This window comes from Rossellomorea sp. GQ25 (assembly GCF_059758515.1).
On the sequence record NZ_JCAXEQ010000004.1, the window covers coordinates 264477 to 287351 of the forward strand.

Genomic DNA, 22875 nt, shown 5'->3' on the forward strand with positions numbered 1-22875 from the left:
ATGGTATTCATTTAACTTGTTTTCTGTTCTTCTTCTATCTTTTGGCGCTCTTCTTCTACAAGTGCTCTGCGTAATATTTTTCCTACAGCCGTTTTCGGAAGCTCTTTTCTAAATTCATAAATCCGGGGCGCCTTGTAGGCAGCCAGGAATTTGCGGGCAAATTCATTGAGTTCTTCCTCTGTCAGGGACTTTCCTTCTTTCAGGACCACATACGCCTTTACGGTTTCGCCTCTGTATGCATCTGGGACGCCTGCAGCTACAACCTCTTGAATCGCAGGATGTTCATAAAGGACCTCTTCGATTTCACGAGGGTAAATATTAAAGCCTCCCGCAATGATCATATCCTTTTTGCGATCCACAACATAGAAGTAACCTCTCTCATCCATATACCCCAAATCTCCCGTTAATAGCCAGCCATCTCTTAACGTTTGTTCGGTTTCCTCTGGACGATTCCAGTAACCCTTCATCACTTGAGGACCTTTCACGACGATTTCACCCATTTCATTCGGCGGAAGCGGTTCTCCTGTTTCAAGTGAGAAAATGGCTGCATCCGTACTTGGCCAAGGAACACCGATGCTTCCCTTGATCCTCTCTTTATCCCAAAGGAAATTGGAATGTGTGACAGGTGAAGATTCTGTCAATCCATACCCCTCTACCAGTTTTCCGCCTGTGACGACTTCGAATTGCTGCTGCACTTCAACAGGCAATGGGGCGCTTCCACTAAGGCATGAGTCGATGGAGGATAAGTCATAATTCTTCAGTTCCGGATGATTCAGCAGGCCGATATAGATGGTAGGTGCACCAGGAAATAGGGTCGGTTTCTGCTTTTGAATGGTTTTCAAGGTTGTTTCGGGATCAAATTTAGGGAGTAAGATCATTTTATATCCCTGCATGACGGATAATATCATAACGGCTGTCATACCGTACACATGAAAGAATGGAAGAATTCCAAGGACCCGCTCTTCTCCTTTTTTACATTTATAAAGCCACGCATCACACATGGAAGCATTTGCGACAAGGTTCTTATGAGTGAGCATAACCCCTTTCGGAAAGCCAGTGGTCCCGCCTGTGTATTGAAGAAGAGCCACATCGTTTTCAAAATCAAATTCCTGATGGGTACTTTCTGCCTTGGATGTTTTCATGATCTCCGTAAATAAATGATTCTGTCCTGAATGGTCCACTTTCACAACAATGCCGTATTGTTTCTTCTGGATGAATGGGTAGATGAGATTCTTAGGAAATGGAAGGTAGTCTTTGATAGCGGTTACAACAATGTGCTCAAGTTCGGTATTCTTCATCACCTTCGACACTCTTGGATATAAAATATCCAATGTCAAGATCACCTTGGCACCAGAATCCTTCATTTGGTATTCAATTTCCCTCTCCATATATAATGGATTGGTTTGTACGACAATTCCACCAGCGTAGAGAATGCCATAGTACGCGATCACGGATTGGGGAGTATTCGGCAGCATGATCGCCACCCGATCGTCTTTCTTAATTCCCAGTGATTTAAGATAGTGAGCGAACTTGAGTGCGGATTCATGTAATTCTGTGTAGGTCAATTCCTTACCCATAAATTGAATGGCAACTTTACTGCTATAAAGGGTAGCCGCTTCAGTTAAATAGGACTGCAGTGGTTTTTCGATTAAATCGAGCTCCGTGGGAATCTCTGCTGGGTATTCAGCAAACCATGGTTTATTCATTGTTATCCCTCCTTATGAATTTTTAGAAAATTTCTTCTATTCACCATTATAATATAAGGGGACTTCAGTTACAATTTGAATTCAATCCACTCGATACTTTTCTCCTATTTCTTAGGCTTGACCTTCCTTACAGATGATTTTATCAAAGAAAAAAGACTGCCTATTTAACCATATGACAGTCTGCTCGTACATTATTATTATTTTAGCATTGTTTCCACCACTTAGATTGGCACCCTTCGTAACCGTTGCTGTTCCGTTTGTTGATTTGCGCTGGTGGATTGACGCCTTCGCAATGCCTTCTCGGCGCTCTCCGGATTGAAGACGCAGAGTATTTTATATTTTGAATAACAGATGAAAATTATTAATCCAAATGAATATTTTTGAGTGGATTCGACAAACGGATCATAAAGTAGAAAAAGCGATCATAAATAACGAAATCCGGATCATAAATCCAAAAAGCGGATCATAAGTTACGAAAAGCTGTTCATAAAGTGGCAGAGAGTAGGATTTTTTCAAGGGTGGTCCTTCAAATCACCCCACTTTGCCCGCCAATCCTCTTGTAAATCAAATAAATGGATGGGTTTTTCACTCTAATAGAGGTAATATCTCTTAAAATAAGATCCATCAGAGAACTTCCTTAGTGAATGTAGACCACCTGATCTATCAAGTAAAGAACAACATATAAATAATCCCTACAAGTATAAAGCCCCCACATAGCGTGAGCAAGACCTTTGCCAATGTTTCCATATTCCCTCTCCTTACGATATACCGGCTCCTATGACATAGGATAAACCAACTGAAATGACTAATGAAATGAAGCCTACTGCCCGATTGTCATTAGCGATTTCTTCATCAATTTTAAATTTGGGCGTGAGAAATTCATAAATGAAATAGCCGATCAGTAATAGAAAAAAGCCGAACACACCCCATCCGATAGTTGTCAGGATGGTATCGTTATGGCTGATGGAGTGACGGAAAATATTCGCTATCCCGAATATCTTTCCACCTGTTGCCATCGCCACGGCCAAGTTGCCTTTTTTTATTTCTTCCCAATTCTTATACTTTGTGACCAGTTCGAAGATAGCTAAGAACAGTATCAAACATAAAATGACCACACTGTAATTCCCAGCCGTTTGAACAAATTCATTTTCCCAAAAGTTCTCCATCGTAAAGCTCCCTTTACCGCTTTATTTAGACCACTCTATTATTTCACTATGAAAATTCGTACATGAGCAGTCTCCAGGTCTTATTTAAATTGAACGACTGTTACGCCGGTTCCACCTTCACCTGCATCCCCGAAACGAATGTTTTTGACCGATCGGTGATTTTTCAAGTATTCCTGCACTCCTTGCCTTAAAGCTCCCGTACCTTTCCCATGAATGATGGAAACACGGGGATAACCGGCAAGCAAAGCATCGTCGATGTATTTCTCGACTCTTGATAATGCATTTTCGAAACGCTCACCACGTAGATCAAGCTCAAGGCTGACGTGAAAATCTTTTCCTTTCACTGTGGCGAGTGGTTTCGTCTCTACCTTCTGTTGAGATTGAATGAATTCAAGATCTGATTCCTTCACCTTCATTTTCATGATGCCCATCTGTACTTGCCATTCTTTCGCAGACACTCGTTTGACCAAGTGGCCTTTTTGATCAAAGCTTAAGACTTTGACTTCGTCCCCTGGTTTTAAATCATGCTTTGTTGGATTGACTTTTTTCTTTTGACCGGACGTTTTCAATTTCGGTGTAGCATCTTCCAATTGTTTCTTCGCCTGGATCAGTTCATGTTCTTTGATTTGAGCTGATTTTTCCTGCTGCATTTTTCGTAAATCTTTAATCACTTGTTCAGCTTCTGCCTTCGCCTTTTCAACGACTTCAGTGGCTTTTTGTTGAGCTTTTTCGTAAAGTATATCCTTTTTATCATAATACTCCATCATTTGCTTCTGCATATCTTTATGCATTTTCTCGGCTTGTCTTAAAAGTTCATGGGCTTCCTCAAGCTCCCGTTCACCCTGACGTCTGCTGTCTTCGAGGGAAGCAATCATATTCTCCACTTCTTTGCTATCCGTTCCGATATGGGACTTCGCTCCCTGAATGACTGAATCTGAAAGCCCTAAACGCTTCGAAATCTCAAATGCATTACTTCTTCCCGGGACGCCAAGCAAAAGCTTATAGGTAGGACTTAATGTTTCTACATTAAATTCCACACTTGCATTCACGACTCCTTCACGATTGTACCCATATGCTTTCAATTCAGGATAGTGAGTGGTCGCCACGACTCTTGCACCAGTTCCATGTACTTCATCCAAAATGGAAATGGCCAGCGCGGCACCTTCTTGAGGATCTGTACCGGCACCCAGTTCATCAAACAACACTAAACTCTCATGATCTACCTTTTTAAGGATGTCCACGATATTGACCATATGAGAAGAGAAGGTACTTAAGCTTTGTTCAATCGATTGCTCGTCCCCTATATCAGCGTAGATGGTACGGAAGACGCCCACTTCTGATCCGTCGAGAGCCGGGATCGGGAGACCGGCCTGTGCCATTAAACTCGTTAACCCCAATGTTTTCAGGGTAACGGTTTTTCCCCCGGTATTTGGCCCGGTGATGACAATGGAAGAAAAGTCAGTCCCCAACTCTATGTCATTCGCCACCGCATCATCTATCGGCAAAAGAGGATGTCGGGCTTTATTTAGCTTCACCCGGCGTTCATTATTAATCGTCGGTTTAGACCCTTTAATAGATCGACCGAACTTCGCTTTTGTGAACATGAAATCAATGTCTGACAGGACGCTGACAATCAAGAGCAGTTCTTCTCCAGATTCTTGTACACTTTCAGACAGCTCCTGGAGAATCTTTTCAATTTCAGCTTGCTCTTTTAATCGAAGCTCACGAAGTTGATTATTCAGTTGAACGATGGCTTCCGGTTCAATAAATAACGTTTGCCCCGATGATGATTGGTCATGAATGATCCCGCCATATTGACCCCTGTATTCCTGTTTAACCGGAATCACGTATCGATCGTTACGAATAGTAATGATCGCATCGGATAACATTTTTTGAGCATTGGAAGAGCGTATCATTCGTTCAAGTTTCTCGCGAATCCGTCCTTCATTAGCCCGGAGCTGAGTACGGATCGTGCGGAGTGCTTCACTGGCTGTATCAAGGATTTCTCCGTTATCGTCGACGACTTTCCTAATATCCTGCTCTAAATGAGGAAGGGGAATGACCGTACCCATTTTCTCTTGAAGCAAGGGTATGTCCACTTCTTCCTCCAGTATTTCCTCTACAAAAAGCGTTAGCTTCCTGCTTGCCCGGATCGTACTCGCCACCTGAACAAATTCTGAAGGAGAAAGCATCCCGCCTATTTGAGCACGCTTAACGTGTGGACGTATATCGAATATCCCGCCTAATGGTGCGTGACCTTTCAACCTGAGGATGGTCATGGCTTCATCTGTTTCTTCGTGAAGAGCTGTAATTTCTTCATACTCAACGGATGGCATGAGAGAAGATACCTTTGCATGACCAAGCGCGGATGCAGCATATTGCTTTAATAATTCTTTGATTTTATCAAACTCTAACGTTTTTAATACTTTAGAATTCACGGAATGTATTCCACCTTTTATCAGTTTCGCTTAATAAATTTGATTAGCTCTTTTTTATCCCATGTATTGATTACAGAATCTTTCTTGATCCAGCCTTTTCGAGCTGTTCCGATTCCGACTTTCATGAATTCCAGGTGATCGATACTATGTGCATCTGTATTGATAACGAGCTTTACATTCTGTTCCTGGGCTTTTCGGATATTTTCTGCAGACAGATCCAGCCGATTCGGATTAGCATTAAGCTCCAATGCCGTATCGGTTTCTTTCGCCAGCTCGATAAGAAGATCCATATCTACGTCATAACCTTCTCTTCGTCCAATGATCCTGCCTGTCGGATGGGCTATGATATCCACGTGGGCACTCTTTAGGGCCGTTGTCAGCCTTTCCATGATCTTTTCTTGTGTTTGTGAAAAACTCGAATGAATCGAGGCAATCACAAGATCGACTTTTTCAAGAATGTCATCCTCATAGTCCAACGTACCGTCTGGGAGTATATCCATCTCGATTCCTGAAAGGATTTCTATATCATCATACTTCTTGTTGATTTCTTTAATTTCATCGATTTGCTTGAGTAATCGCTCCGTTGTCAGCCCGTTTGCCACACGTAAGTACTGGGAGTGATCTGTGATGGCCATATATTGATATCCTTTGGCACGGCAGGCCTCTACCATTTCTTCAATCGAAAATGCACCATCCGACCAGGTCGTGTGCATATGAAGATCCCCTTTTATATCTTCTAATGTGATGAGGGAATATTCCTTATGGAACTCTTCCACTTCTTTCCCATCTTCCCTCAGCTCTGCTGGGATCAAGGGCAGATCAAAATGATGATAAAATTCTTCTTCAGTATTAAATGTTTTTAATTCACCCGTTTCACTATTCTCGACACCATATTCACTGATCTTTTCCCCACGTTCTTTGGCCAGCTGACGCATGCGGACATTATGATCCTTTGATCCGGTAAAATGGTGAAGAGCAGTAGCAAATTCTTCAGGCTTTACGATTCGAAAATCAATGCTGACATCCCAATTATACGAAAGAGTCAGTGAAACTTTTGTATCTCCTGCTGCAATGGTTTCTACGATATTGGGCAGTTTCAACAGACCTTCCTTCACTTCTTGAGGATTCTCTGTTGCGAGGATGAAATCGAGATCCTTGATGGTTTCTCTCATTCTTCTTAAGCTTCCCGCTCTCGAAAAAGTTTGAATGCTTTCGAATTCAGAAAGAAAACCCTCTATTTCCTCCGCGATCCCCATCATAAATCCGATTGGCAGACGGTCAGGTCTCTTGCCAACCTGTTCGATGGATGCCAGGATCTTCTCTTCCGTTTTTTTACCGAAGCCTGCCAAACCTTGCACTTTATTTGCTTTACACGCTTCCTCCAAGTCTTCTATACTTTCTACCCCTAGTTCACTATAAAGCTTCGCAATTTTCTTTCCACCTAAACCAGGTAATTGAAGGAGGGGAATCAATCCTTTTGGAACTTCTTCCTTCAACTCTTCAAGGACAGAAGATGTGCCTTCGTTTATGTATTCCTCGATTACTCCCGCCGTTCCTTTGCCGATCCCGCTCAGCTTCGTAAAGTCACTGATTTCATGTAAGCTTCGGTCATCATTCTCAAGTGCCGCTGCCGCTTTTCGGTAGGCAGAGATTTTAAATGAATTTTCACCTTTCAATTCCATATATATCGCAATTTTTTCTAATAATTTTATAATATCTTTTTTATTCAAGAGATTCACCTACTATCTTAGAATTAACGATTAGGATCCTTTAAGATTCCTCGTCTCCTGCAAAAGCAAAACGACTCCATCTATATAGTAGCAAAATTGATATAAAAAGAAAAAAGACTGACTTATAAGATGAACAAATTCGCTAAGGCATCCCTAACGAATTTGAATTGCATCCTTATAGTCAGCCCCTTCTTTAGGCTACATATTCAATCCACCAAGATTTCACCATATCAGAGAAAACGGGAGTATGTTTAACCATCGCTTGCGCAATAAATGAGTTATTAATGAATGTTTGAACCGACTCGATCGGCAATAATACAGCAATAAATAATAGAATGAAGATCATTAAGTATGCTTCGATAAAACCTAATATCCCTCCGCCAAGAACATTCAACTGCTTTAATAGAGGAAGATGTGCGACAAAATCGAGCATCGATCCAATGATTTGCAAAATGATCCGGACTGCGAAGAAAATCATCGCAAATGCGATTACACGATAATAAGCCTGATCTAAATTGGTCGATTCAAAGATCATATTCAATGTGGATTGCTCGTCCAATACAGGATAAGGAATCCATAATGTTAACTTCGGTGCAAGCTGATCATAATATATATATGCTACAATAAAAGAAACAATAAATCCGAATATGTGGATCACTTGCAAAATGAATCCACGTTTTAAACCTATTAAAAATCCTATCACCAGGATGATTAACAAAGCTAAATCCAGCATCTTTTTTCAATCCTTTAAACGTTTGATTTCTCGTTCCAGCTCCTCAAACTTTTCTTGAAGTTTGAGATAATCATTCACGGCATTCACAGCTGTCAGAACAGCCAGCCTACTTGTGTCGAGATAAGGATTCATGGAGTTTATTTCTCTCATTTTGTCATCCACTTTAGAACAAACGTATCGGATTTGACTTGTTGATTCAGTCCCAACAATCGTATATTGTTGACCATATATGTCTACAGTGGTGCGATTTTTTTGTTCTTCAGACAACCTGAAAGCCCCCCATTCATAAGAATCCTAAACATAATCATACCACGAAATCTTTAAACTTTGGAAGGAATTTGTCATATTGGCTCACATTTTTTATTATATACAAGAATTTTGTCATAAGGAGAGAGAAACTTGGCTAATACCGTCATTCAAGCAAACAAAGAAACCATTGAGAAAATGAAAGGACACTACAAAAACGTACTAACGGACAAACTACCACCGGGTGCCGTTTTTGTAGCAAAGCCATCCGGCTGTACGATCACTGCCTATAAATCGGGGAAAGTATTGTTTCAGGGATCTAACGGAGAAGGAGAATCAAGTCAGTGGGGCAGCAGTGAGCCTCCAAAGGTAAAATCACCTACCAAGGGAACGACGACCCTGCCTGAAAACTTCGCCGACTGGTCTGTCATCGGATCAGATGAAGTGGGTACAGGCGACTTTTTCGGACCGATCACGGTGGTAAGTGCTTACGTGAAGAGAGAGCACCTTCCACTTATGAAGGAACTCGGAGTAAAGGATTCTAAAAATTTATCCGACCCACAAATCATCAAAATTGCCAGGGATTTAATAGCCGCCATTCCGTATTCATTACTCATCCTGCATAACCCTAAATACAATGCCATGCAAACAAAAGGAATGACACAGGGGAAGATGAAGGCTCTTTTGCACAATCAGGCGATCCTAAATCTGTTGGAAAAAATGGCCCCGGAACTACCTGAAGGAATATTGATTGATCAGTTTGTTGAAAAGAATACATACTACAAACATATTTCTGCACAAAAGAAAATCCAACGGGACCGTGTATATTTCAGTACAAAAGGTGAAAGCATCCATCTTGCTGTAGCCGCAGCCTCGATCATTGCCCGTTATGCCTTCTTAAAGGAAATGGACAAATTGAGTGCGAAAGCAGGTGTCGAGATACCTAAAGGTGCCGGAAAACATGTAGACGTTGCAGCAGCCAAAATCATTAAACGAAAAGGGATTGAAGAATTAAAGTCTATGACGAAATGGCACTTTGCCAATAGTGAAAAGGCGATGAAGATAGCTAAAAAATAAAGGGGAAGCTCCATCGGTTTTGACGATGGGGCTTTTTGGTCGGTGGAGTGGGAGAATGGTTGTTGGTGTTTCACAGGCAAAATCACCTCCAAACAGCAAAAAGGTGCCAGAACATTGTCTGACACCTTTCACTTTGAGCGGTATTACCCTCTCAACTCTGCTCCTGCTTTTTCCTTCACTGTTTGCAGTACTTTATCATGTACTTTGACTACTTCTTCATCCGTTAAAGTCTTAGCCGGATCGAAGTATTTTAACGAGAACGCAAGGGACTTCTTGCCTGCTTCCATATGTTCCCCTTCATAAAGATCGAAGACTGAAACTTCTTTCAGAAGCTTGCCTCCTGCGTCTTTAATGATGGACTCCAATTCTCCCGCTTTAACATCTGTATCTACTACCAGGGCAATATCCCTTGTGATCGATGGATGACGAGGGATTGGCGTGTAGCTTAATGCCGGCTTTTCGTAATGGAAGATTGGTGAAGCCTTCAGTTCGAACACATAGGTTTCGTTCAGGTCTAACTCTTTTTCGGCTTCCGGATGAATCGCTCCTACAAAACCGATGACTTTATTGTCCAAAAGAATTTCAGCCGTTCTTCCCGGGTGCGTGCCATCTACCGTTGCCTGGCGGTAAGAAATTGCTTCAGAAACGCCGATTTCTTCGAACAGACCTTCAAGAATACCTTTCGCTACGTAGAAGTCAGCAGGCTTCTTCTCTCCCTGCCAAGGATGCAGATGCCAAAGGCCCGTCATAGCCCCTGCAATATGCTCCTCTTCCTTAGGAAGCTCTTCTCCTGGTTCCTGTAAGAAAACAGATCCCACTTCATAGAAGGCAAGCGAGTCATTTTGACGTGCTTTATTGTACGAAAGCACTTCAAGAAGCTGTGGTATGATGCTTAAGCGGAGATTGCTTCGCTCTTCACTCATTGGCAACAATAGGCGGACAGGCTCTCTTACGTCCAGTGCATATTGGGTTGCTTTCTTATCGTTTGTTAGAGAATAGGTAATCCCTTGCAGGAGTCCTGCTCCTTCTAAATAACGGCGAACCGTACGGCGTTTCAACTGATGATTCGTTAATCCGCCAGGTGTTGATTCTCCCTTGGGCAGAGTTAATGGAAGGTTGTCATAACCGTAAAGACGTGCCACTTCTTCAAGTAAATCTTCAGGGATTGTAATATCCCCTCTTCTTGTAGGAGCCGTTACAACAAACGTTTCTCCATTGACTTCTACATCAAATTGAAGTCGGCGGAAAATATCTTCCACTGTACCAGCTGAGATGGACGTTCCTAATGAAGAATTGATTTTTTCTAACGTAATCTCTACTTTCACAGGTTCAACTTCAAGTTCGTTAAATAAAACCGTGCCTTCAAGCACTTTCCCTTGTGCATATTCAGCCATCAGTTGCGCAGCTCTCTCCCCTGCTTTCAGGACACGATCAGGATCGACTCCCTTTTCATATCGAGTGCTCGCTTCACTACGCAGTCCGTGATGTTTGGAGGCTCCTCTAACAATCGCACCAGTGAAATAAGCCGCCTCAAGAAGGACGGTTGTTGTATCGTTTTGAACCTCGGAATTCGCTCCGCCCATCACTCCTGCAAGAGCGACCGGCTCAGTACCATTCGTAATGACAAGCTGGCTGCTTGATAAGGTTCTTTCTGCATCATCAAGTGTGACAAATGTCTCCCCATCAGTCGCACGACGGACAAGGATCTCCTTCGAACCAAGGCGGTCATAATCAAACGCGTGAAGAGGCTGACCATATTCCAATAACACATAGTTCGTAATATCGACTACATTATTATGTGGTCTGATCCCAGCTGAGATTAACGCATTTTGCATCCATAATGGGGATGGACCGATTTTCACACCTTTGATGATTTTAGCACCGTATAGAGGATTATCTTCTTTCGCCTCCACTTTTACCGATACATAATCCGACGCCTTTTCGCTGCCTTCGGTTAGCTCCGTTTCGGGAAGCTTTACATCACGATCCAAAATGGCGGCTACTTCATACGCCACTCCCAGCATACTTAAGCAATCAGAACGGTTAGGCGTTAAGCCCAATTCCAGAATCGCATCATCAAGATTCAATAATTCAACTGCATTTCTGCCTACATCAGCATCCTCCGAGAACACATAAATCCCCTCTGCATGTTCTTTCGGTACAAGCTTTCCTTCTACTCCAAGCTCTTGCAAGGAACAAATCATCCCGTGAGAGGCTTCACCACGAAGCTTGGCTTTCTTGATTTTGAAGTTTCCCGGCAGGACCGCTCCAACCTTTGCGACCGCTACTTTTTGTCCCTTTGCTACATTGGGTGCTCCGCAAATGATTTGAACAGGTTCTTCTTCTCCTACATCCACTAAGCATTTATTTAATTTATCCGCATCAGGATGTGGCTCACATTGTAAAACATGACCGACGACCACATTTTTGATTTCTTCCCCGATTCGTTCAACCCCTTCAACTTCAATCCCGCTTCTTGTAATCTTCTCTGCTAACTCTTCAGGTGTGACACCCGACAAGTCTACATAATTTTCTAACCATTTATATGAAACAAACATGTGTTAGTACCTCCTATCGATTTCTTTTACTCTTGAGTTCCGAACTGAGTGACAAAGCGCGTGTCGTTTGTGTAGAAATGACGGATATCATCGATTCCGTATTTCAGCATGGCAATACGTTCAGGTCCCATTCCGAATGCGAAGCCTGTGTATTTCTTTGAATCAAACCCTGCCATTTCGAGTACGTTCGGGTGAACCATTCCTGCTCCGAGAATCTCGATCCAGCCAGTTCCTTTACATACACGACAGCCTTTTCCACCACAAATTTTACATGAGATATCCATTTCGACTGAAGGCTCTGTGAATGGAAAGAAGCTTGGGCGCAAGCGGATTTCACGGTCTTCACCGAACATCTTTTTCGCAAATACTTGCAGCGTTCCTTTCAGGTCACTCATACGGATGTCTTCATCAATGACGAGTCCCTCGATTTGAGTGAATTGATGAGAGTGCGTTGCGTCATCTGTATCACGACGATACACTTTCCCTGGACAAATAACTTTAATTGGTCCTTTGCCTTTGGCCCGTTCCATCGTTCTTGCTTGAACCGGTGAAGTATGGGTACGCAGCAGGGTTTCTTCAGTAATATAGAAGGAATCCTGCATATCACGGGCCGGATGTCCCTTGGGAAGGTTCAGTGCTTCAAAATTATAATAATCCTTTTCCACTTCCGGTCCTTCAGCAACGGTATAGCCCATTCCGATAAATAAATCTTCAATTTCTTCCACAATCATCGTCAACGGGTGATGATTTCCCTTTTTAACAGGGCGGCCGGGTAACGTAACATCGATGGTTTCAGATTGAAGCTTCTTTTCAACTGCTTCCTTTTCAAGAATGGCCTGCTTCGCTTCAAGGGTTTCTGTAATGGCTCCACGAACTTCATTCGCAAGGGCTCCCATTTTAGGACGCTCTTCCGCTGAAAGTTTCCCCATCCCTTTTAAAGCTTCGGTTACAGGTCCTTTTTTCCCCAGATAAGCTACACGGATATTGTTCAGTTCTTTTAAATCCTGTGCTTCGTTCACTTTTTCGATTGCTTCTTGTTGAAGGGATCGTAATTTGTCCTCCATTGTTCTTCCTCCTTTAATGTATATCGTCCGAATGTTCGTTTGGCGGGGTTTAAGCGTGGTTGATTTTCCGCTCCAGGCATTCGCTTTCCGCGGGGTGGGCGGTGAGCATCCTCGGCGCAAGCGCCTGTGGGGTCTCACCTGTCCCACTATTCCCGCAGGAGTCGAGTGCCTTCTTGCTCCAATCAACGAAGTGTGTAAATCAACGATAGGCTTTACAAAAACCTAAACAAATAAAAAAACCCCATCCCAAAAAGGGACGAGGTTTATATCGCGGTACCACCCTTATAAGTATATCCATAGGCAGACATACTCACTTCATTCGGATAACGGCTTTGCCGGAGCATCTTTACATTCTTCCAGAAGAATGGTCCCGATGCCAACTCGAGAGGTGAAATCTTCACATCATGCGTTCCTAAGAATGCTTTCAGTCCAGGGCATTCTCTCCCTTAAAGAAGGTCATGTGCTACTTTCCTCTTTCAACGTTTTTTAAGTTATATGTGCATTATTATAGTGAATTTCCAGGCAAATTTCAAACCTTTTCAAGAAATTCACTGCCCGTTTTTAAAATAGTATAATAAAACCCCTGCAGCAATCGCTACATTTAACGATTCGCTTTTCCCATAAATCGGAATATATAGATTCTGATCGGTTTCAGTTAAGAGGTCTTTCGACATACCATTTCCTTCGTTACCTACTATAAGAGCATAAGAAGATTGAGGATTGATCGTTGTATACTCAACACCATTTTCAAGGGCTGTTCCATATACAGGGATGTCCCGTTCTTTCAATTTCGAAATGGTTTCATTGAGATCCCTTCTGATAATCGGAATATGAAAGTGACTTCCTTGTGCAGAGCGTAATACCTTAGGGTTATAGGGGTCAACCGTTCCCTTGCCTAACACGACCATATCAATACCCGCTGCATCAGCCGTGCGAATGATCGTCCCGATATTCCCGGGATCCTGAAGGCCATCTAAGAGCATGAATGTTGCCGCTTTTTCAATGTCATGTTCATCTTCTTTTTGCTTACAAACGGCGAAAACTCCTTGTGATGTTTCGGTATCGGACAAGGCTTTACCTACTTCTTCTGATACCATCGTCATGGAAACGGAGTCTACGGTCCATTTTTGCGGGAGATCGGTTCCTTCCACCACTATAAGCTCAAGGACCGTACCCTCTTGCTTTAATGCTTCTTCCACCAGGTGAAAGCCTTCAACTATGTATGTACGAGTGAGGTCCCGTTCTTTTTTTGTTAATAATTTTTTCCACTGCTTCACGACAGGATTTTTCGAGGATTGAATATACTTCAATCGTATCCGCTCCTTTAGATTACTATTCAAGGTCTCATTATACCTTAACTTTCCTACATAATAAATTCAATTTGAGACAAGATAACAATGAATTCCTCATCCTATCAAAAAGGAGAAATGTGTGATGAATCTTAACTTACGAAAAGCAATCATACACAACGTATCTGGTAACAACCAGGACGAACTTAGAGACACCATCGTCGATGCAATCCAAGGCGGAGAAGAAAAAACCCTTCCCGGACTGGGTGTACTCCTTGAAGTCTTCTGGCAAAACGCAGATCCCCAGGAACAAAAAATGGTCCTCGAAACATTAGAGGAATCATTGCAACAGCAACAAACACAGTAAGAACAAGGGTAACCCTATGGGTTGCCCTTGTTTAATTGCCTTGATGTTTATCTGTACCTTCCATAAAAATTTCCCCTGATTTGGTTTTACTGCATCTCTTTCAGTGGTAATGAAAAGATACATAGTTAACGGAAGGGGAAAAGAATGTATGAGTCAAAAGAAAAGCGCATTATTGATCATCGACATGATTAATACTTTTGATTTTCAAGGTGGAGAGCATTTATACGAAAACACTTTGAAGATTGTAGATAATATCCGCAAAATGAAGAGAAAAGCGAAGGAATCCGGTATTCCGGTCATTTATGTGAATGATAACTACGGTCTATGGCAGGACAATATGAATGACATTATCGACCATTGTAAAAAGAAAAAAGGAGAAGACGTAATCGAAAGAATTCACCCAGATACAGATGACTATTTTATCATCAAACCGAAGCATTCGTGCTTTTTCGGGACGCAACTTGATATCCTGCTTCATCAGCTGGATGTAAAACACCTGATACTAACAGGAATCGCAGGGGACATATGTGTACTCTACACCGCCAATGATGCCTATATGAGAGAGTATGAAATCTCGATACCGAAGGATTGTATGGCTTCTGAGTCAGACGAGGACAATGAGAGTGCCATTCGCATTATTAAAAAAACGATCGGTGCCGACATGACCCTATCCGATCATCTAACTTTTTAATGTTTGCTCCCCCATATGACGGTTTCTATTTCTCATGAAATAGGGTCCTCTGAACGAGGATTTGGTTTCTGTATATGGCATGGACGCCCTTTTTACTCTAATTTTGATGATAATCCTGCCTTTTAGAGTGAAAACTGATCCATTTATTCGATTTTAAGTCGATTGACGGGCTAAATGAGGAGATTTGAAGGTCCCTCCTTTAGAAAATCATACTCTCTCCCACTTTATGAACCGGTTTTCGTTACGTATGATCCGGTTTTTGGAAATATGAACCGGATTCGGCACTTTATGAACCGGACTTCTGATTTATGAACCACTTTTTCCATTTTATGATCCTTTTGTCGAGAAACAACTAAAAGCTCATTATCATGCGGAATAATGAGGAAAGGATGAGATGACCAGCCCCCATCTCAATTATAAACAAATAGGCGAAAAAATGCCTTTGATTCAAAATGAATCAAAGGCGTCTTGTTTTCAGTGGTTTCTAAAGATCAATCAAATGTAATCTTCGCCACTGTATCTTTATCTAGCTTCTTGATCACTTCTGTAATCAATTTTACGGCATTTTCATAATCATCGCGATGCAACATTGCTGCATGGGAATGGATATAGCGGGTTGCAATAGTAATGGATAAAGCAGGAACTCCATTTGCCGTTAAATGAATCGCACCGGAATCCGTTCCACCACCTGCAATCGAATCAAATTGATATGGAATGTTATGCTCATCCGCTGTATCTGTTACAAAGTCACGAAGTCCTTTGTGGGAAATCATGGATGCATCATACAGGATGATTTGGGGGCCTTCACCCATCTTACTTGATGCTTCTTTGTCAGACACACCCGGTGTATCCCCTGCAATCCCAACGTCTACACCAAAGGCAATGTCAGGCTGGATCTTGGCTGCTGACGTTCTCGCTCCACGCAGACCAACTTCTTCCTGCACTGTACCTACACCATATACCACGTTTGGATGCTCTTGACCTTTCAGGTTTTTCAGTACATCAATGGCAATCGCGCATCCGATGCGGTTATCCCATGCTTTCGCAAGAAGCATTTTCTCATTGTTCATCACCGTGAATTCAAAATGAGGGACAACCATATCCCCTGGCTTCACTCCCCATTCTTGTACTTCTTCACGGCTTGAAGCTCCGATATCAATAAACATATCTTTAATATCAACCGGTTTTTTACGGGCTTCCGGAGGCAGGATATGCGGTGGTTTGGAACCAATCACTCCCGTCACTTCTCCTTTACTCGTCACAATCGTCACTCGCTGGGCAAGCATGACTTGTGACCACCAGCCTCCTACTGTTTGAAAACGCAGGAACCCTTTGCTGTCGATTTGAGTGATCATGAAGCCGACTTCATCAAGGTGCCCGGCCACCATGATCTTAGGTCCGTTCTCATCGCCGACTTTTTTAGCAATTAAGCTTCCCAGATTATCTGTTGTGATTTCATCTGCAAATGGTTCTATGTATCGCTTCATTACGTTTCGTACTTCTCTTTCATTACCCGGTACACCTTTTGCATCGGTTAAATCCTTGAGCATTGTCAATGTTTCATCTAATTTTGTCACTGTTTCGACCCCCTAAATGTTTATACACTCTCATTATACTAAAATCTGTCCGATTCATCAAAATTTCCTGAATCTTCTTAAACTATCACTGAGCAAGTGAACCGGATTAATATCCTTCTTTTTGACGGTTATAATTCACTTCATTCTTCTTTACATAAGCGTCAAACACTTCTTCATGGGAGAACCCTAACAGCTCACCCAAATAGACATAATGCCTGAACAATTGTTGAAAGTGCCCAACCGAACGCTCCTCAGCAAAGTGATTGGCCGACTTGAATACTTCCAGGAATTGTTTCGTTATATCTTCATTTGAGTAATTGGTTTCCCCTAAATCAAATTGCTGAATACCGATTTCCAGTCCCAGTGATAGAATAAAATGGATTCCATCCACAAATTCTTCAAGGATCACTTCCTTCGATGAAGATGATTTCTTACTCCAGAACTTAAAGCTTCTTGTCTCGTTTGCCAGTTCGCCCACTTCTACAAGGAGGGCAAGGATCTTCTTTTCAATTAAATCTGCGTTTTGCAAACCGTGTTCTTCTTCAATATGCTGATCCAGCTTCTCCTGCATGTCCAATAACTTTTCAATATTCATGACGTTATCTCCTCTCATGATGCCTATTTTTCTGATGTTCTCTCTTAGTATGACAAATTTTTAAACAAATTTTAAATAAAATGAAACCTTTTTCGTTTTTTATCGTAAATAATAGGAGAAGACTTATGCCTAGGGAGGTAATGGTAATGCTTTGGCTTATTCGGTTAGTGATTTTTTTGCTTATTCTTTATCTTTTATACCGCAGTGTGAAGTACATTATGGACCCAAAGCGAAAACTGGAACTTGCCCAGGAGCAGAAACGTTTTTACTTTCTCGATAATCAGGAAAATGTACGTAAGAATTTTCACATAACGTATAAAGGAGTTCTTTTCGAAGGAGAAAAATATTTAGGAGCAACAGAAAAATCCTTTGAGGTAGTTTCCATCTTTGTTTGGTCAAAAAACATCTCTTCTTTAAAGGGACTGACTCAAGAAGATTTTCAATACCTTCAGAATGAAATTAAAGAAAGATATCCTAATGCAAAGCTGGATTGGAAAAGCCCGATTCATGAATTCCTTCAAAATAAGCAATAAAAAACGGCTAGCCCTGCTAGCCATTTTTTATTTACCCGGAAAGAACTCTCTCCATTCAATCACTCTTACTTTTTCTCTTAGAAGGTAAAATAGGACGATGAGTGCCAGTAAAATCATGACAAGAATAGGAGGGGAAAATTGTTTGATGTATTGACCGAAAACCGTGTAAAAAAACGCCAGGGGAATATTAGAAATAATAGAGGCCCGGATGAAAGGTTTAAGCTTTTTCTTACGTTCAAGTAAACAAAGGTTCAGCAGCTGATAATGGACAAAAGGAATTAACCGCAGAATAGCAATTTGACCGGTTGTGAGAGTAGCATTTCTTCCAAACCATTTTTCCTTCAGTCTCAGGAGCTTTTCATAGAAAGATGTAAAGCTCTTTATTACAAAATAAAAAGTAACAGATAAGAGCGTTAATCCGATTAAAGAATACAGAGTGCCAAATATACTTCCGAATAGCACTCCTCCTGCCATACATACAAGGGCTACCGGGATAAACAAAAATTGTCTTAGGATATGAAACAAAATAAACAGAACAGGAGCCAAATACCCACTAGCTTCCATGAGGGCGAATGCAGCAACTAACCGTTCGTCCATGGCTAAGGTGACCTCCTTCTGCTTTTCTAAGCTGTTATAGAGACTCTCTATATAGTATGTAAAGGAGACGGGTTAAAGAATGAAAACTTCAATTTCTACAACTTAGTATTCAGCCAGATAAAAAGCAGACTATGAAGCATGACAAGCAGCGGAAAACCGAAAGCGAATACCTTATGTTTCGTTTTATGCCTGTATACCTTCATTCCCGTATATGCGCCGATGCTTCCTCCCAGAATCGCCACCTGCCACAAAGTACTCTCCCTGATGCGATATTCATTTCGCTGAGCCTTTCTTTTATCCTTGCCCATGATGATGAAGCCGATGATATTGATGACAATTGCATATAGATATAAGATACCTGTTAACGTACCCATGATTTCTACCTGCTTTCCAATGAGATTTATATAAGAAAGGACCGGCCAGAGGCCAGTCCTTTTTGTCTGCTAACGAGTCAGCAGTTAATTATTTGTTAAGTTGAGCTTTAGCAGCATCTGCTAATTGGTTGAATGCTTTTTCGTCAGCAATCGCAAGCTCCGCAAGCATTTTACGGTTAACTTCGATACCAGCAAGCTTCAAACCGTGCATTAAACGGCTGTAAGAAAGACCGTTCATACGAGCAGCCGCATTGATACGTGTGATCCATAATTTACGGAAATCACGTTTCTTTTGGCGACGGTCACGATAAGCATACATGTATGATTTCATGACTTGTTGATTTGCTACTTTATATAAAGTATGTTTTGAACCGAAATAACCTTTGGCTAATTTAAGAACTTTTTTACGACGTCTGCGTGTTACTGTTCCGCCTTTTACGCGTGGCATAATAATTCCCTCCTGTTTCTATTACTTCTTATTTTAGGTTGTCAAGCATATGACGAATGCGTTTGAAATCTCCTTTAGAGACAACAGCTGCTTTACGTAGCTTACGCTTTGCTTTAGTAGATTTGTTTGCGAATAAGTGGCTTGTGTAAGCGTGTGAACGTTTAAGTTTACCAGAACCTGTTTTCTTGAAACGCTTAGCTGAGCCGCGGTGAGTTTTCATTTTTGGCATGTGCTTTTCCTCCTCGGGTCCTTTATTTTTCGTTAACTGGTGCAAGCACCAAGAACATACTGCGACCATCCATTTTCGGTTTTGATTCAACAGTTGCTACATCTTTACACTCATCAGAGAAGCGATCCAGAACACGTTGACCAATTTCCTTGTGCGTAATCGCACGACCTTTAAATCGGATTGACGCTTTAACTTTGTCTCCTTTTTCAAGGAACTTACGAGCGTTACGAAGCTTAGTATTGAAATCATGCTCATCAATCGTCGGGCTTAAACGAACCTCTTTAAGATTGATGATTTTCTGATTCTTACGCGCTTCTTTTTCTTTCTTCTGTTGTTCAAACTTAAACTTACCGTAGTCCATGATACGAGCAACGGGTGGTTTAGCAGTTGGAGCAACAAGAACAAGATCAAGATTTACACGTTCAGCGATTTCAAGAGCTTCATTCTTGGATTTAATCCCAAGTTGCTCACCGTTTTGATCGATAAGACGTACTTCACGGGCACGAATCGTTTCGTTTAAGATCATGTCTTTGCTAATAATTAGCCACCTCCAAGGTTTATTAAAAGAATACACGGTTTTGGCCGACGCACTCGAACCTTTTCTGCATGCTTGAAGCATACAAAAAAGATGCGAGTGTCGAAACACCCGCACCTGATTATTAAGCATATATAAACGGCTTTAATAGTCAATCACATACCTGTAAACAGCTAAAAAGCGTTATTCAGGTGAGAAGCGGGTAGCTTCTGCTTGTACCAAACTGTATTCAATTCACCTTAGATAATATATCACATGACAATACCGCTGTCAAATAATCATTTAATATCACAACGTATTTCATAATATCAGACATCTAAGGAGAGTGCAATAGTTTTTTGAAATTTATATGGGCTGTATTCATCTACTTTGCTGCTTTTATAATAGCGAGTAGTGGTTGATTTCCGCTCCAGGTGCTCGCTTTCCGCGGGGCGGGCGGTGAGCCTCCTCGTCGCTGCGCTCCTGCGGGGTCTCACCTGTCCCGCTTCTCCCGCAGGAGTCGAGCACATTCCGCCCCAATCAACTCATGAATCACCTGGTTACATCCTCTTCTCAATAATTGCAGAAAAACAACAATCGACATAAAAGGACGGACCTTGGTGCAAGGTCCGTCCCTCTTTCTCATTTTATCGTTTGGCTTCTTTTGTGATATGGCTGATGAATTGGCCAAGGGAAATCGTTTCTGATTTTTGCTCTCCGTATTTACGGACGTTTACAGCCGTTTCCTTGATTTCATTATCTCCCACCACAAGCATGTAAGGTACTTTACTCATCTGTGCTTCACGGATCTTATAACCGATCTTTTCATTACGGTCATCGATGTCAACACGCAGTCCTTCAGATTGAAGCTTTTCTTTCACTTCTTTCGCATAGTCGAAATGAACATCCGGGGAAACCGGGATCACCTGAACCTGCGTTGGAGCGAGCCATGTCGGGAATGCTCCTTTGTATTCTTCGATCAGGAATGCCACGAAGCGTTCCATCGTGGACACGACACCACGGTGAATGACAACCGGGCGATGCTGCTTCCCATCTTCCCCAACATACGTTAAATCAAAGCGCTCTGGAAGTAAGAAGTCCAGCTGAACAGTGGATAACGTTTCTTCTTTCCCAAGAGCCGTTTTCACTTGAACGTCCAGTTTAGGGCCGTAGAATGCCGCTTCCCCTTCTGCTTCAAAGTACTCCACATCCAGTTCATCCATGGCTTCCTTGATCATTCCTTGTGCACGGTTCCACATTTCATCGTCGTCAAAGTACTTCTCAGTATCCTCAGGGTCACGATAAGAAAGACGGAAGGAATAGTCATTCAGATCAAAGTCTTTGTACACTTCCTGAACCAGGCGCACCACACGCTTGAATTCTTCCTTGATTTGATCAGGACGAACGAAGATATGTGCATCATTCAGAGTCATCCCGCGTACACGTTGAAGTCCTGACAGGGCTCCTGACAATTCGTAACGGTGCATCAAACCAAGCTCGGCGATACGGATCGGAAGCTCACGATAGCTGTGAATGCCGTTTTTGTAAATCATCATATGATGAGGGCAGTTCATCGGGCGAAGGACAAGATCTTCATTATCCATTTCCATGACAGGGAACATATTCTCCTGGTAATGATCCCAGTGACCGCTTGTTTTGTATAGCTCAACGCTTCCCATGACAGGTGTGTAAACGTGATCATAGCCTAAGCGCTCTTCTTTATCAACGATATAACGCTCGATGATACGACGGATCGTGGCACCTTTAGGCAGCCACATCGGCAGTCCTTGTCCCACTTTTTGCGAATTCATGAATAGATTCAATTCTTTACCGATTTTACGGTGATCACGCTCTTTTGCTTCTTCTAAAAGACGCAGATGCTCTTCCAGGTCTTCTTTCTTGAAGAAGGCTGTACCGTAAATGCGTTGAAGCATTTTATTATCACTGTTCCCGCGCCAGTATGCCCCAGCGATGCTTAATAGCTTGAATTCTTTAATTTTATTAGTGGACGGAATGTGGATTCCACGACATAAATCGAAGAATTCTCCTTGCTCGTAAATGGAGACTTGTTCTCCCTCAGGAATCGCCTCAAGTAATTCAAGCTTATACTCGTCACCGATTTCTTCATACATTTTCTGCGCTTCATCGCGGTTTACTTCTTTACGGACAACTTCTAGGTTTTCTCCAGTGATCTTCTTCATTTCTTTCTCGATCAGCGGAAGATCTTCTGGAGTGAACGTGTGCTCGGAATCAATATCATAATAGAATCCGCCTTCGATGACCGGTCCGATTCCAAGCTTTGTCTCAGGGTATAAACGTTTAATCGCCTGTGCCATTAAATGGGCTGTACTGTGACGAAGAATTCCCAGTGCATCTTCTCCTGGAGGTGTAACGATTTCAATCGCCCCATCCTCTTGAATCCCTGTACGTAAGTCAATTAATACATCATTTATTTTACCAGCGAGCGCCTTCTTTTTCAGTCCGGGACTGATGGACGCAGCAATTTCTTCTGTTGTCGTCCCTTTAGGAAACTCTTTGACATTTCCATCTGGGAACTGAATTTTCACTACTTCTGACATGTGATTTCACTCCTTAAGTAATCTCTATAAAACATAAAAAACCCCGCCCCTTCACATTTGAAGGGACGAGGTTAATAAGTAAACTCGTGGTTCCACCCAACTTCTCATTGTACGCAAAATACAGACAATGACTTCATTGAAAACGAATAACGACATTTAGCCGTCAATCATTACTGTGAATCCATTAAGATTCAGTTCATAATTGAAGTTCCGAGGTGGTAAATATCACTACCGAATTAGGAAGTTTGCAGCCGAATGACTTCCCTCTCTGTAAATGGAATAGGAATATTGTTGTCCTCATCATAACCTTTATTTATTGACTTATTATGTAGGTATTATAATCGGTTATGTTTTGAAAAGCAAG

At 42.0% G+C, this 22875-nt stretch carries 21 protein-coding genes and 3 other annotated features; of the genes, 4 read left to right on the forward strand and 17 right to left on the reverse strand.

Annotated elements, in window-relative coordinates:
- Window positions 1-11: 11 nt before the first annotated feature.
- The 6 genes from AC6CIB_RS14705 to zapA form a co-directional block, all read right to left on the reverse strand.
- The gene (locus AC6CIB_RS14705; protein WP_498281845.1) at window positions 12-1706 is read right to left on the reverse strand and encodes a long-chain-fatty-acid--CoA ligase; all 1695 of its coding nucleotides are present in this window, start codon (window positions 1704-1706) and stop codon (window positions 12-14) included.
- 758 nt (window positions 1707-2464) lie between these two features.
- Window positions 2465-2872, reverse strand: coding sequence for a DUF350 domain-containing protein (locus tag AC6CIB_RS14710; protein WP_498281847.1), 408 nt, complete (start codon window positions 2870-2872; stop codon window positions 2465-2467).
- A gap of 80 nt (window positions 2873-2952) precedes the next feature.
- Complete coding sequence (locus tag AC6CIB_RS14715) at window positions 2953-5310, reverse strand: endonuclease MutS2 (RefSeq protein ID WP_498281849.1); 2358 nt, start codon at window positions 5308-5310, stop codon at window positions 2953-2955.
- A 20-nt stretch (window positions 5311-5330) separates the two neighbouring features.
- Window positions 5331-7040 carry a DNA polymerase/3'-5' exonuclease PolX gene (polX, locus tag AC6CIB_RS14720; RefSeq protein WP_498281851.1) on the reverse strand — a complete coding sequence of 570 codons (1710 nt, stop codon included), beginning with the start codon at window positions 7038-7040 and terminating at the stop codon, window positions 5331-5333.
- Window positions 7041-7233: 193 nt separating this feature from the next.
- The gene (locus AC6CIB_RS14725; protein WP_498281853.1) at window positions 7234-7773 is read right to left on the reverse strand and encodes a CvpA family protein; all 540 of its coding nucleotides are present in this window, start codon (window positions 7771-7773) and stop codon (window positions 7234-7236) included.
- Window positions 7774-7779: 6 nt separating this feature from the next.
- Window positions 7780-8040 carry a cell division protein ZapA gene (gene zapA / locus AC6CIB_RS14730; protein WP_498281855.1) on the reverse strand — a complete coding sequence of 87 codons (261 nt, stop codon included), beginning with the start codon at window positions 8038-8040 and terminating at the stop codon, window positions 7780-7782.
- A 132-nt stretch (window positions 8041-8172) separates the two neighbouring features.
- On the opposite strand from zapA, the gene rnhC reads away from it, so the two are divergent.
- Window positions 8173-9096 carry a ribonuclease HIII gene (gene rnhC / locus AC6CIB_RS14735; RefSeq protein ID WP_498281857.1) on the forward strand — a complete coding sequence of 308 codons (924 nt, stop codon included), beginning with the start codon at window positions 8173-8175 and terminating at the stop codon, window positions 9094-9096.
- A 143-nt stretch (window positions 9097-9239) separates the two neighbouring features.
- On the opposite strand, the gene pheT is transcribed toward rnhC, so the two are convergent.
- From pheT to AC6CIB_RS14750, 3 genes are all read right to left on the reverse strand, one after another.
- On the reverse strand, window positions 9240-11654 hold the full coding sequence (gene pheT, locus AC6CIB_RS14740) for a phenylalanine--tRNA ligase subunit beta (protein ID WP_498281859.1): 2415 nt from the start codon (window positions 11652-11654) through the stop codon (window positions 9240-9242).
- 26 nt (window positions 11655-11680) lie between these two features.
- Complete coding sequence (gene pheS / locus AC6CIB_RS14745; RefSeq protein WP_498281861.1) at window positions 11681-12718, reverse strand: phenylalanine--tRNA ligase subunit alpha; 1038 nt, start codon at window positions 12716-12718, stop codon at window positions 11681-11683.
- Between the two features lie 249 nt (window positions 12719-12967).
- Window positions 12968-13207: a binding site (T-box leader), on the reverse strand.
- Between the two features lie 59 nt (window positions 13208-13266).
- Window positions 13267-14028 (reverse strand): TrmH family RNA methyltransferase, encoded by a 762-nt coding sequence (locus AC6CIB_RS14750; RefSeq protein WP_498281863.1) that lies wholly within the window; start codon window positions 14026-14028, stop codon window positions 13267-13269.
- 124 nt (window positions 14029-14152) lie between these two features.
- On the opposite strand from AC6CIB_RS14750, the gene sspI reads away from it, so the two are divergent.
- Together sspI and AC6CIB_RS14760 are read left to right on the forward strand one after the other, a co-directional pair.
- Entirely contained in the window at window positions 14153-14374 is a 222-nt protein-coding gene (gene sspI / locus AC6CIB_RS14755) for a small acid-soluble spore protein SspI (RefSeq protein ID WP_113969566.1), read from the forward strand.
- Window positions 14375-14522: 148 nt separating this feature from the next.
- The gene (locus AC6CIB_RS14760) at window positions 14523-15065 is read left to right on the forward strand and encodes a cysteine hydrolase family protein (RefSeq protein ID WP_498281865.1); all 543 of its coding nucleotides are present in this window, start codon (window positions 14523-14525) and stop codon (window positions 15063-15065) included.
- 491 nt (window positions 15066-15556) lie between these two features.
- On the opposite strand, the gene AC6CIB_RS14765 is transcribed toward AC6CIB_RS14760, so the two are convergent.
- Together AC6CIB_RS14765 and AC6CIB_RS14770 are read right to left on the reverse strand one after the other, a co-directional pair.
- Complete coding sequence (locus AC6CIB_RS14765; protein ID WP_148969881.1) at window positions 15557-16642, reverse strand: M42 family metallopeptidase; 1086 nt, start codon at window positions 16640-16642, stop codon at window positions 15557-15559.
- A gap of 106 nt (window positions 16643-16748) precedes the next feature.
- On the reverse strand, window positions 16749-17237 hold the full coding sequence (locus AC6CIB_RS14770; protein ID WP_498281867.1) for a dUTP diphosphatase: 489 nt from the start codon (window positions 17235-17237) through the stop codon (window positions 16749-16751).
- Window positions 17238-17383: 146 nt separating this feature from the next.
- Here AC6CIB_RS14770 and AC6CIB_RS14775 point away from each other — a divergent pair, with 146 nt between their 5' ends.
- The gene (locus tag AC6CIB_RS14775) at window positions 17384-17770 is read left to right on the forward strand and encodes a sigma-w pathway protein ysdB (RefSeq protein ID WP_498281869.1); all 387 of its coding nucleotides are present in this window, start codon (window positions 17384-17386) and stop codon (window positions 17768-17770) included.
- Window positions 17771-17797: 27 nt separating this feature from the next.
- Here AC6CIB_RS14775 and AC6CIB_RS14780 read toward each other — a convergent pair whose 3' ends face one another.
- The 6 genes from AC6CIB_RS14780 to thrS form a co-directional block, all read right to left on the reverse strand.
- On the reverse strand, window positions 17798-18367 hold the full coding sequence (locus AC6CIB_RS14780; protein WP_498281871.1) for a TVP38/TMEM64 family protein: 570 nt from the start codon (window positions 18365-18367) through the stop codon (window positions 17798-17800).
- A 95-nt stretch (window positions 18368-18462) separates the two neighbouring features.
- Window positions 18463-18741: a DUF1294 domain-containing protein gene (locus tag AC6CIB_RS14785; RefSeq protein ID WP_498281873.1), complete on the reverse strand. Its 279-nt coding sequence runs from the start codon at window positions 18739-18741 to the stop codon at window positions 18463-18465.
- An 88-nt stretch (window positions 18742-18829) separates the two neighbouring features.
- Window positions 18830-19189, reverse strand: coding sequence for a 50S ribosomal protein L20 (gene rplT, locus AC6CIB_RS14790; protein ID WP_113969573.1), 360 nt, complete (start codon window positions 19187-19189; stop codon window positions 18830-18832).
- 28 nt (window positions 19190-19217) lie between these two features.
- The gene (rpmI, locus tag AC6CIB_RS14795) at window positions 19218-19418 is read right to left on the reverse strand and encodes a 50S ribosomal protein L35 (protein WP_032087387.1); all 201 of its coding nucleotides are present in this window, start codon (window positions 19416-19418) and stop codon (window positions 19218-19220) included.
- A gap of 22 nt (window positions 19419-19440) precedes the next feature.
- Window positions 19441-19944 (reverse strand): translation initiation factor IF-3, encoded by a 504-nt coding sequence (gene infC / locus AC6CIB_RS14800; protein ID WP_498281875.1) that lies wholly within the window; start codon window positions 19942-19944, stop codon window positions 19441-19443.
- Between the two features lie 90 nt (window positions 19945-20034).
- Window positions 20035-20174 (reverse strand) — a sequence feature (ribosomal protein L20 leader region).
- A gap of 405 nt (window positions 20175-20579) precedes the next feature.
- Complete coding sequence (gene thrS, locus AC6CIB_RS14805; RefSeq protein WP_498281877.1) at window positions 20580-22511, reverse strand: threonine--tRNA ligase; 1932 nt, start codon at window positions 22509-22511, stop codon at window positions 20580-20582.
- A gap of 58 nt (window positions 22512-22569) precedes the next feature.
- Window positions 22570-22824 (reverse strand) — a binding site (T-box leader).
- Between the last annotated feature and the right edge of the window lie 51 nt (window positions 22825-22875).